This window comes from Bacillus cereus group sp. MYBK14-1, assembly GCF_051916885.1.
Taxonomy (GTDB): domain Bacteria; phylum Bacillota; class Bacilli; order Bacillales; family Bacillaceae_G; genus Bacillus_A; species Bacillus_A cereus.
The window spans coordinates 321,207-332,845 of the sequence record NZ_JBQAHM010000002.1; the positions used below are offsets into that span (position 1 = coordinate 321,207).

Here is an 11,639-nt window from a genome sequence, read left to right on the forward strand (position 1 = left end):
ATTCATAATTATTTTACACATTAACACTATCAAAATAGGGATTTTAGTATACAATGCCGAAAATTCAGACAGAACAGCAAATCTAGGTTCTAAAGCAGAAAAATTTAGAATCCTAGAAGTTTACGGAAATAACTAGCGTATGATTGACTAACTGGTACTCTCTCACCATTATCCATCGAAAGTACAAAAGTAGAATGGGTATCAGGATAAATTGCTTTAATATGATTAACATTTACAATAAACGAACGGTGACATCTAATAAATGAATCTTTCGGAAGCAAGTATTCGAATTCTTGCAGAGAGTATTTATGTGTTCCTGATAACTCTTCTGAATTCACATACGTCTTTTTATCTTTAGCCTCTAAATACATAACCTTTGAAAAAGGAACCGGAATCCAGCCGTCTGTTGTTTTTAAAGTAACAACTGACTTTCCATCCGTTAAAGCTGGATAAATTGCCGTCACGCACCCTTCAAGCTTTCCATTGTTTGAAAATGGTACAGCCATTCCATGATAAGGAATACCAAAAACATCCCGATTCATAAACTCAGAGGTTTTTTGATTCATCACCATCGCTTTATGAGCAATCGTTCCTTCCTTTATAGGATCCCCGACACTAATCTTTAAATCAATTCGTTTACTTGGCCGATAGTAAATATATTCTTTCGTATTCGAAACAGCAATTGAAATTTCATCTGAAAATAGTTCCCCAACAACATCTAGTAATAAACCTAACGTTCTATCTTCCATTCTATTAACACCTCATTCACTATTATACTACTATTATGAACGAGCATCTGTTGCTTTATAAAAAGTTTAATTTTAAATTACTTTTAAAATTAGTTTTATTCACTATTACTTCGTTACTACAAAAAACCTCACTTCAGAAAAGTGAGGTTTCCTCTCATACAATATTTTTTTATTTTTTATTAAGTAAAGTGAATTTAAGAATTTATTGCCCCTATTTCTGTATAATAAATAATCCCAAACTACAAACAGTTTGGGATTATCTTTCTCATTTATTATGCGCATCTAACCACGAAATTAAATCTTTAAATACTTCATCCTTATTTACTTCATGAAACATTTCATGTCTACCATTTTCATATAAACGTAGTGTCACGTCTTTCACACCACATTTTTTATAGTTTTCATATACTTCTTTTACACCTTTCCCCATATCGCCAACAGGATCACGATCACCAGAGAATATATGTATTGGAAGATTCTTTGGCGTCTTCTTGTATTCTTCTAGTTTATTTACTTCTAATACACCAGAAAATAATTCTCGGTAAAAACTCGTCGTACAAATGAAACCACATAACGGATCCGAAATATATTTATCAACTTGATTATTATCTGAAGATAACCAATCAAATTTTGTACGATTTGGCTTAAAGTTCGAATTGAAGTTTCCGAAAGATAAAAAGTTTAACATTGGACTTTTCGTTTTTGCCCCACGCAATTTCATTTCGATTGTTGCTACTTTATGACCAATAGCTCCTAAAAGCCCTGGATTTCCACCTGTTCCTGAAATCAGAAATCCATCATATAATTCGCCTCTAAGTTGTACAGCACGTCTTGATAAAAAAGAACCCATACTATGTCCAAGTAAAAACAAAGGACTTGACTGCTCTTCTTTTATCTTTTCTGAAACAAAGATAACATCCGATACAACTTGATTCCACCCTATATTTGGTTCAAAATGACCATAATCTTCTTCTTTTTTTACTGTTTTCCCATGTCCTTTATGATCATGCGCATAAACACCATACCCTGCTTCCAATAAAGCATCTACAAATTCTGTATACACCCCTGCATGCTCTGTCATGCCATGTGCAATTTGAATAATTCCTCTCGGATCTCCTTCTGGTAACCACTTACGCAAATAAATTTCCGATCCATCCAATGCCGTAACGAAACTTTCCTGTACATTCATTTCGTCAGCCCCCAACTCTATTATGTATAGCTTTAAGAAAATGAATATCCATTCACTTTTCTTATTTTATATTATATGTAATTGCTTTCATTATGACAAATGATGTATTTTTCAGACTTGCTTTTAAACTAATTTCTTGACGAATCCAAAATAAAATTATATAGTTACTTACATAAAGTAATTATATAATTTTTAGGAGGTTCCTACTATTATGATGCCATCATTATTTTTAGCACATGGTTCGCCTATGCTCGCTATTCAAGATACAGACTATACACGATTTTTAAAAACACTTGGAGAAACATATAAACCGAAAGCAATTGTTATTTTCACTGCTCATTGGGAAAGTGAAGTATTAACGATTTCCTCATCAGATAACGAGTATGAAACAATTTATGATTTTGGAGGTTTTCCCCCTGAGTTATACGAAATCAAATATCGTGCGAAAGGCTCTTCTCATATTGCATCTATTTTAGAAACAAAATTTAAGAACAAAGGTATTTCAGTCCATCATAATATGACGAGAGGTTTAGATCATGGTTCATGGACACTCCTGCACCGCATGTATCCAGAAGCAAATATTCCTGTCGTGCAAATATCAGTCAATCCATTCCTTTCTGCAACAGAACAATTTGAAATTGGAGAAGCACTTAAAGGACTCGGACAAGAAGATATTTTAGTAATCGGGAGTGGCGTTACCGTTCATAATTTACGAGCACTGAAATGGAATCAAACTACACCTGAAAAATGGGCAATTGAATTTGATGATTGGATTATTAAACATATGCAGAATAACGATAAAGATGCATTGTTTAATTGGGAGAAAAATGCTCCTCATGCACAATTAGCAGTACCAAGAGCAGAACATTTTGTTCCTTTATTTATCGCTATGGGAAGTGGTGAAAATAGCGGTGAAGTCATTCACCGTAGTTACGAGCTTGGTACATTAAGTTATCTTTGTCTTCGATTTTAAAGAAAAGGATGAAGCACATGCTGCTTCATCCTTTTTCTTTTTCATTCACTTAGTTAACTAACTTCCAAATGTCGTTTCTCTGATACCTCTTCGTTCTTATTATGAAAATAAACCCAAATACACGCAATAAATAATAGTGAAGATGTAGAGAGGAAAACATATTGGAAACCTGCATGCGCTGCAATTTGTCCCCCGAGCACTGGACCAATCATATTTCCTAAAAACTGAAATGATTGATTATATCCAAATATTCGTCCCGTAACATGGGTTGGTGTATGTTGTTTTAGTAGAGTTTGTACGGAAGGTAATAATCCTGCTTGTGCGATACCTAATAAAAATCGAAGAATTAATAGTTGCCAAGCTGACGTTACAAATGCTTGCGGGATAAAAATAATTCCTGCAGCAAATAACGCTACAACTAACGTTTTTTGAGGACCGATATGATCTGATAATCTTCCTAGTCTTGGTGCTGCCAAAATAACTGCTAATCCTGTCGCTGACATAACTGCACCCGCAATTGTTTCAATATGTGCAGTATGAGGACCTACTAAATTTTTCACGTACAATGTAACAATTGGTTGAACTGACATATTAGCAAGTTGAATAATAAATGTTGTTACAAATAAACTAATAATTAAATGCTTCGCTGGGACCATCGTCCATACTTTTTTCGGCTGTGTTTTTTTTGCTTGAGCAGAGTGATTTTCTTCATGCAGGAAGAAAAAAACGATGAGAAAGGAAAGGAATAAAAAAGCTCCCGTAACAAGAAAGACATGACGCATTCCAATTAACTCAGACAAATAACCGCCAAGTAACGGGCCAAGTAACGAACCGCTCACACCACCAGTTGAAATTGTGGAAATCGCCCAACCTGAATGTTCTTTCGGAGTTTCTGCTGCAATAAATGTCATCGCTGTTGAAAGGAAACCAGATACTGCTCCCATTAAAAATCTTAGTGCGACTAGTTGATACACATCCGTTACAAACCCCATAAGCGTCATAATAATCGCCATACCGAGGCTAGCACGAATAAGCATCAATTTCCGTCCATGTATATCACCAAGCTTTCCCCATATTGGCGATACGATCGCACCCATTAAAAATGTTACACCAAATGCAAGTCCCGACCACTGTGCAATGCTTGAAGTGCCAGTTACTCCTAATTCCTCAATATAAAAAGATAAGAAAGGAATTACTAAACTCATACCGGCTGCAGTGGTAAAACAACCTAGCCAACAAATCATTAAATTCCGTTTCCAGCTGGCCATTTTCACACCTTCTTTCTTTAGATACCCATTCTACACCCTTTCTTGTAAAAAGTTTAGTAATTTGCTTTATATGCAAGATTTACTACAAAACCCGCTATTTTCTAGTAAAAAACACTACATCTCTACATCATTTTCATAATAAAACCAACTCCTCTATATGAAGTTGGTTACTTATTATCTATCGGTATTAAACGAGCATTACAATTTCTCTCGTAAAACTCAATGGGACCTGCTTGTCCAATAATCGCATATTCATATCCATCTTGCTTCATATTATATAAACAATGATGCAATAATTCTTTTCTACACCTTTCACACGATTTTGTTTCGCTATGCCCATTGGACCAAACAAGCCTTTCTTTCCTCTCACTACATCGTAACAGGCGAAACCAACTATTACTTCCTCCTGCTGTGCAATATAGATAGGTAACTTTTCGTTATATGTCCGAAATCCATAATCAACCGACTGTAACCACCGTTCACCAAATTCATCCACTACAAATCGTGATAACTTATCAAAATCAGAAGGACTAACTCTTCTTACATGACAAAATAATGTATTATAAATAGATTTAAAACTATTTAAATCAACCGCTAAGTCTCTCGGTGCAGCTGTAATACGTAATATATCTTCTTGCATTTGTGTATGTATAAATCCACCAATATTTGTATCTACACGAAATAATGCATACATAACATGTCCTTCATTTACTACTACTTGCTGAAAGCGTTCCATACGTTTCTTCGCTATTTGTAAAATTTCTATCGCCTTATAAGATAGTTTATATTGCCCTATTTTTTTATACTCTTGATTATGTAAATCGTATTGTTTTCGTAACGAAAGTTTTTCTAAAAAATCTGGACCGACTTTGTGAAACAAATACATAAATAACTCAGCGCAAACTCCTGTACCTTCTTTACACATACCTATAAACAGATGGACTGGGTGAATTATGTTATACTCACTCTCTTTTGCTGCAATCTCCAATATTTTATGCAAACGTTTTGTAAATTGAAATTCCTCCATATGTGTTTCCATCCTCTACTAATTTACTAACAAACCGTAACCATAAATAATTGAAACAATTACACCCACTACCAATATACCTGGAAGTAAATTTGCCACCTTGATTTTAATAATACTAAGCAAGTTCAATCCAATAGCAGATATCATAATGCCGCCCGTAGCCGTCATCTCCACTATAAATTGGTTCATTAATTCTTTCGGGACAAAACTATTAATTTGTGTTGCAAAAACTGCAATACCACCTTCATATAAAACAACTGGAATCGCCGAAAATACTACGCCAATTCCTAGAGTTGTCGTTAATATAATAGAAATAAATCCATCGATAATCGCCTTTGTAAATAAAATATCATGATTTCCGCGAATCCCACTGTCAAGTGCACCAAGTATCCCCATCGCGCCAATTGCAAAAATTAAAGTAGCTGTTACAAAACCTTCTGATATGCTACCTTTCCCTTTCGATCCAACTTTATTTTCTAGCCAATCCCCTAAATGTTTTAACTTTTCTTCTAATTGTAACCATTCTCCAATTACCGTACCAATCACTAAACTCAGTATGACAACAAGAAAGTTTTCACTTTTTAATGCCATTTGAAGCCCAAGCACAGTAACCGCTAAACCGATTGCGTGCATTATCGTCCCTTTCATACTTTCTGGAATCCTACTAAATAATTTACCAAGTAAAGTACCAAATATAATACAAATTCCATTTACAACTGCTCCTAATATAACCATTTCTCATTCTTCACCCTTCGAATTCTTTATTTCTATATTTTGGTTTATACATTGATTTACAGGTTATCTATATGTTAACTTAATATTGAGAATATTAACAAATGTTTTCCACTACATAACCCGCTATTTTTTGTAACTTTAATTACCTTTAATAGATTCAGTGTTAATTTAATTGCGGGATAATATTAAAAGGGAAGGTATATATGAAAACTTTACTAAAACGATTTTTGTTAATAGCCTTTTTCATTACACCGATTGTTTTATTAATCAATTACTCTTTTATTTCAAAAGCAAAAGACAAACCCGATTTGCAAAACAAATCTAGTAAAACCGCTTCAAAAAGCGAAAAGAAAATAGAAGACCAAGAAATCACACTCACCTTCTCTGGTGATACAATGTTTGATTGGCAATTACGTCCTATAATCGAAAAGAATGGGGCTGATTACCCATTCCAACATGTAAAAGAAGAAATAAAAAAAGCTGATATTTCTTTTGTGAATTTAGAGTCGGCATTTACAACGAAAGAAAAGAAAGCACCTGGGCAACTGTTTTGGATTAAAAGTGATCCATCTACACTACAAGCTATTAAAAACACTGGATATGACATCGTAAATATTGGGAATAACCACACACTTGATTATGGGCAAGATGGATTATTAGATACGATTTCTCACGTAGAAAAATTAAAGTTCCCTTACATTGGAGCCGGAAAAAATGCGAAAGATGCATATACAGCACGAGAAATGACCGTAAAAGGGAAAAAGTTTAAATTTCTTTCCTTCGTTCGATTTATGCCTGATTCTAATTGGGTAGCTGGTGAGAATAAACCTGGCGTTGCGAATGGCTATGATTTAAATCTTGTAACAAAAACAATTAAAGAACAAAAGAAAGATGCAGACTATTTAATCGTCTATATGCATTGGGGCGTTGAAAAATCAAATCGTCCGGTAGAATACCAAAAGCAATATGTACCTAAAATGGTTGAAGCAGGAGCTAACGCAATTGTCGGGAGCCATCCACATTGGTTACAAGGGTTTGAGTATTATAATAAAGTTCCTATCGCTTACTCATTAGGTAACTTTTTATTCCCGAGTTATGTGAATGGGAAAAGCGCTGAAACTGGCGTATTAACTTTAACTTTTAAAGGAAAGGATGTCCAAATGTCATTCAATCCTTATATCATTCGCAACAACCAAGTTTCCCCTGTAAATGAAGGAGAAAAGAAAAAAGCTCTTCAATATTTACAAACAATTTCAACTGATGTAGAAATTGATGATACAGGGAAAATAAAAAACAAACGAAACTAGACAGCTCAAGATCTATTTCTCTGTAATATACTTTACAGAATAGGTGATAAACATGCTGAAAGAGTTATTAGAAAATATAAACCTCTTAGAAAACATCTATAAAATGTCTATAGCAATCCTGCTTTTATGTTCCTTTTATTCTGTGAGACTATTTAAAAAAATAAAGCGAGAGAGAAACCTTACTCCTTTTGAATTTACAATGTATGTAATCATTCGTATTGCGATACTCTTTTGGTTAGCTAGCTTTATTCTTCTTGAATTTAATGAGTACCTAGTTTAACTATAAAAAAGATAGAACAAGCACTATATTCCCTCGCTTGTATCTATCTTTTTTATTTACATTCTAACTCTTTCCTTCTATTAAATAAGCAAATCAAACAAAACAGGGTTTTTATTAAGTTCCATAAATTGAATATTATTTTCTTTAAAGCGAGTAATTAATTGCTCATAATCTTCTTTATGTTTTAATTCTACGCCGACTAATGCTGGACCATTTTCTTTATTATGTTTCTTAATATACTCAAAGCGCGTAATGTCATCTTCTGGTCCTAATCCTTTATCAAGAAATTCTCTTAGCGCACCTGAACGCTGCGGAAATTCAATGATAAAGTAATGTTTCAGTCCTTCATAAATGAGCGAACGCTCTTTCATTTCTTGCATTCTATCAATATCATTATTTCCACCACTTAGCGTACATACAACTGTTTTACCTTTTATTTCATCTCTATATAAATCAAGCGCTGCAATAGAGAGTGCACCAGCCGGTTCAGCTACAATCGCATTTTTCTTATACAGTTCTAAAATCGTCGTACAAACTTTCCCCTCTGGTACTAAAATAATATCGTCAATTACATCTTTACAAGTTTCAAATGTTAACTTTCCTACTTTTTTAACAGCTGCCCCATCAACAAAGCTATCTATTTTCTCCAATGCTACATTTTCATTTTGAAGAAAAGCCTCTTTCATAGATGCAGCTCCCATTGGCTCTACACCAATAACCTTTGTAGTAGGACTAACACCTTTTACATATGTACCAACTCCTGATGCTAATCCACCACCACCGATTGCTGTAAAGATATAATCAACCGGTTTCTCCATATCATGCATAATTTCAACTGCCACTGTCCCTTGACCAGCAACTACATACGGATCATCAAACGGATGAACAAATGTCATTCTATTTTCTTCACAATAACACTGTGCTTCTTGGAAAGAGCTATCGAATGTATCACCAACTAATACAATCTCTGCGAAATCACCACCGAAAAATTGTACTTGTGATACTTTTTGTTTCGGTGTTGTTGTGGGCATAAATATTTTTGACGGAATCTTCAATAAATTACACGTATAAGCAACTCCTTGCGCATGATTACCAGCACTTGCACAAACAACACCGTTTTGTAACTTTTCTTTCGGTAAACTTTGAATCAAATTGTATGCACCACGAATTTTGAAAGAGCGAATTAATTGTAAGTCTTCTCGTTTTACATAAACGTCACAATCATATTTCTCAGATAAAACTGTATCACGTTGTAACGGTGTTTTAATAACGATATCTTTCAGGCAATTATGAGCCATTAAGATATCTTCAATTTTCACTCTCTCCTTTACCTTTTGCACCATTATATATCATCCTTATCTCTTTTAAATTGGCTCAATCAAAATGTGGGATTTTCAGGACAGCCCCTGTATTCGCCGATGTTACCATTTGTGCATAACGTCCGAGCCAGCCAGTTTTTACTTTCGGTTCTGGTCGTTTCCATTCTTTTTTACGCTTTTCTAATTCTTCATCACTCACTCTTACTTCTAGTAAGCGTTCTTCAACATCAATACATACAATATCCCCTTGTTCAAGAAGTGCAATCATCCCGCCCGCTGCTGCCTCTGGTGAAATATGTCCTACTGAAATTCCACGTGAAGCTCCAGAAAAACGTCCATCTGTTAATAATGCAACCTCAGCACCTAATCCCATTCCAGCAATTGCTGATGTTGGGGCTAACATTTCTGGCATACCAGGGCCACCTCTTGGTCCTTCATAACGAATGACAACTACATCTCCTTTCTTCACTTTCCCAAGCATAATGCCCGCAAGTGCCTCATCTTGTGAATTAAAAATAACGCAAGGCCCTTCAAAACGCTTTACCTCTGTTGCACCGCTTTTAATAACCGCTCCATCTTTAGCAAGATTTCCTTTTAATATACGTAAGCCCCCCTCTTCACTATGAGGGTTTTCGAGAGAGTGAATAACCTCCTTATCTTTAATCTCTGCCTCAGCGATATTTTCTCTTAATGTTTGCCCAGTAGCAGTTATTCGATCAAGATGAAGTACTCCTTCTTTCCGGCTCATCTCTTTCAAAATTGCACTAATCCCGCCCGCACGATCAATATCTTCCATATGCCAATTTGAGGCTGGACTTACTTTACATAAATGAGGTACACGTCTTGAAACTGCATCAATACGGTTCATATCATAATCTAGTCCTGCCTCTTGTGCGAGTGCTAGCGTATGTAATACTGTATTCGTTGATCCACCCATCGCCATATCAAGTGCAAAAGCATCGTCAATTGCTTCTTCTGTTACAATATCACGCGGCTTAATATCTCTTTCAATTAAAATTTTCAATTTCTCTGCTGCTTGTTTAATTAACTCTTCACGTCTTGGATCAATTGCTAAAATACTCCCGTTACCAGGAAGAGCTAAACCTAATACTTCACATAAACAATTCATAGAGTTCGCGGTAAACATACCCGAACAAGAGCCACAAGATGGACAGCCATGATCTTCAATATCTTTTAATTCTTCTTCTGAAATTTTCCCAGATTGATAAGCTCCTACCCCTTCAAAAACAGAGCTTAAATCAACAACTTCTCCTTTTGACGTTTTTCCAGCCGCCATCGGGCCGCCTGAAACAAACACAGTCGGAATATTAATACGTAGTGCAGCCATCATCATACCTGGTGTAATTTTGTCACAGTTTGGGATACAAATCATGCCGTCAAACCAGTGTGCATTTACAACCGTTTCTACTGAATCTGCAATAATTTCACGACTCGGAAGAGAATAACGCATACCGATATGTCCCATCGCAATACCATCGTCAACTCCAATTGTATTGAATTCGAATGGTACCATACCTGCCGCGCGAACTGCCTCTTTTACAAGTTTCCCAAACTCGTTCAAGTGTTTATGCCCTGGAATAATTTCAATAAAAGAATTACAAATCGCTATGAAAGGTTTATCAAAATCTTCATCTTTCAAACCAGTTGCTTTTAATAAACTACGGTGCGGTGCTTTATCAAAACCTTTTTTAATCATGTCACTTCTCATCTTGTCAAATCCCCTCTTACATATTTTTCATTTATACTCTCTTACTCTATTTCTTTACTAATTCTTTCGGTGCATGAATCCAGCTCATCATTTCACGAAGCTCTGCTCCCACTTTTTCTAATTGATGATTTTGTTCTGCTTTTTTCATTGCGTTATACGTCGGACGCCCTGCTTGATTTTCTAAAATCCATTTCTTCGCAAATTCACCTTGCTGAATTTCTGTCAGAACACGCTTCATTTCCTTCTTCGTTTCATCTGTAACAATTCTCGATCCTGTTACATAATCTCCAAACTCTGCCGTATCTGAAATAGAATGGCGCATAGTCGTTAATCCACCTTCGTACATTAAGTCAACAATTAGCTTTAATTCATGCAAACATTCAAAGTATGCAATTTCAGGACGATATCCACCTTCCGTTAACGTTTCGAACCCGGCCTTCACAAGTGCAGTTACCCCGCCGCAAAGTACAGCTTGCTCACCGAATAAATCCGTTTCGGTTTCTTCTTGGAATGTCGTTTCAATTACCCCCGCACGTGTACACCCTACACCTTTTGCATACGCCAGTGCTACATGTAGCGCTGTTCCCGTCGCATCTTGATGCACTGCGACTAATGCTGGAACACCATTTCCTTCTTGAAATACACGGCGAACGAGATGACCTGGACTTTTTGGCGCGACCATCGCTACATCTACGTAACTTGGCGGATTAATTTGTCCGAAGTGAATGTTAAATCCATGTGAGAAAAGTAACATTTGTCCTTCACGAAGATTCTCTTCTACCTCTGCTTTATACACATGAGCTTGCTGTTCATCTGGCAATAACATTTGTACAACTTGTGCGGTTCGAACCGCTTCTGAAACAGACATTACTTCAAATCCATCCGCTTTCGCTACTTCATACGACTTACCAGGACGAACACCAACTACAACCTCTACACCAGAATCACGTAAATTTTTTGCTTGCGCATGACCTTGTGATCCATAACCAACTACTGCAACAGTTTTTCCTTGTAATAACTCTACATTTGCATCTTTTTCATAATATGTTTTCATATTCCATAC

General features: G+C 35.7%; 10 protein-coding genes and 1 pseudogene. 3 read left to right on the forward strand and 8 right to left on the reverse strand.

Annotation, left to right across the window (positions count from 1 at the left end):
- Positions 1 to 104: 104 nt before the first annotated feature.
- Together ACTFR3_RS07625 and ACTFR3_RS07630 are read right to left on the reverse strand one after the other, a co-directional pair.
- The gene (locus tag ACTFR3_RS07625) at positions 105 to 749 is read right to left on the reverse strand and encodes a LytTR family DNA-binding domain-containing protein (RefSeq protein WP_000390211.1); all 645 of its coding nucleotides are present in this window, start codon (positions 747 to 749) and stop codon (positions 105 to 107) included.
- Positions 750 to 1,014: 265 nt separating this feature from the next.
- Positions 1,015 to 1,938, reverse strand: a complete 924-nt coding sequence (locus ACTFR3_RS07630) for an alpha/beta fold hydrolase (protein WP_259590632.1) — start codon at positions 1,936 to 1,938, stop codon at positions 1,015 to 1,017.
- Positions 1,939 to 2,149: 211 nt separating this feature from the next.
- On the opposite strand from ACTFR3_RS07630, the gene ACTFR3_RS07635 reads away from it, so the two are divergent.
- A complete protein-coding gene (locus ACTFR3_RS07635; protein WP_259590634.1) occupies positions 2,150 to 2,911 on the forward strand; it encodes a DODA-type extradiol aromatic ring-opening family dioxygenase in 762 nt (253 codons plus the stop codon).
- A 53-nt stretch (positions 2,912 to 2,964) separates the two neighbouring features.
- On the opposite strand, the gene ACTFR3_RS07640 is transcribed toward ACTFR3_RS07635, so the two are convergent.
- From ACTFR3_RS07640 to ACTFR3_RS07650, 3 genes and pseudogenes are all read right to left on the reverse strand, one after another.
- Positions 2,965 to 4,179 (reverse strand): multidrug efflux MFS transporter, encoded by a 1,215-nt coding sequence (locus ACTFR3_RS07640; RefSeq protein WP_000179303.1) that lies wholly within the window; start codon positions 4,177 to 4,179, stop codon positions 2,965 to 2,967.
- A 167-nt stretch (positions 4,180 to 4,346) separates the two neighbouring features.
- Positions 4,347 to 5,206: pseudogene (locus tag ACTFR3_RS07645) on the reverse strand (GNAT family N-acetyltransferase).
- An 18-nt stretch (positions 5,207 to 5,224) separates the two neighbouring features.
- A complete protein-coding gene (locus ACTFR3_RS07650) occupies positions 5,225 to 5,941 on the reverse strand; it encodes a DUF554 domain-containing protein (protein ID WP_000236030.1) in 717 nt (238 codons plus the stop codon).
- 203 nt (positions 5,942 to 6,144) lie between these two features.
- On the opposite strand from ACTFR3_RS07650, the gene ACTFR3_RS07655 reads away from it, so the two are divergent.
- The gene (locus ACTFR3_RS07655; protein ID WP_000854536.1) at positions 6,145 to 7,248 is read left to right on the forward strand and encodes a CapA family protein; all 1,104 of its coding nucleotides are present in this window, start codon (positions 6,145 to 6,147) and stop codon (positions 7,246 to 7,248) included.
- Positions 7,249 to 7,300: 52 nt separating this feature from the next.
- Positions 7,301 to 7,528, forward strand: coding sequence for a hypothetical protein (locus tag ACTFR3_RS07660; protein WP_000910604.1), 228 nt, complete (start codon positions 7,301 to 7,303; stop codon positions 7,526 to 7,528).
- 80 nt (positions 7,529 to 7,608) lie between these two features.
- On the opposite strand, the gene ilvA is transcribed toward ACTFR3_RS07660, so the two are convergent.
- The 3 genes from ilvA to ilvC are packed head-to-tail and all read right to left on the reverse strand — an operon-like array spanning position 7,609 to position 11,630.
- Positions 7,609 to 8,871, reverse strand: coding sequence for a threonine ammonia-lyase IlvA (ilvA, locus tag ACTFR3_RS07665; protein WP_000250317.1), 1,263 nt, complete (start codon positions 8,869 to 8,871; stop codon positions 7,609 to 7,611).
- A gap of 31 nt (positions 8,872 to 8,902) precedes the next feature.
- Positions 8,903 to 10,576, reverse strand: a complete 1,674-nt coding sequence (ilvD, locus tag ACTFR3_RS07670; protein WP_001255814.1) for a dihydroxy-acid dehydratase — start codon at positions 10,574 to 10,576, stop codon at positions 8,903 to 8,905.
- 46 nt (positions 10,577 to 10,622) lie between these two features.
- Positions 10,623 to 11,630: a ketol-acid reductoisomerase gene (gene ilvC / locus ACTFR3_RS07675; RefSeq protein WP_259590637.1), complete on the reverse strand. Its 1,008-nt coding sequence runs from the start codon at positions 11,628 to 11,630 to the stop codon at positions 10,623 to 10,625.
- Positions 11,631 to 11,639 lie beyond the last annotated feature (9 nt).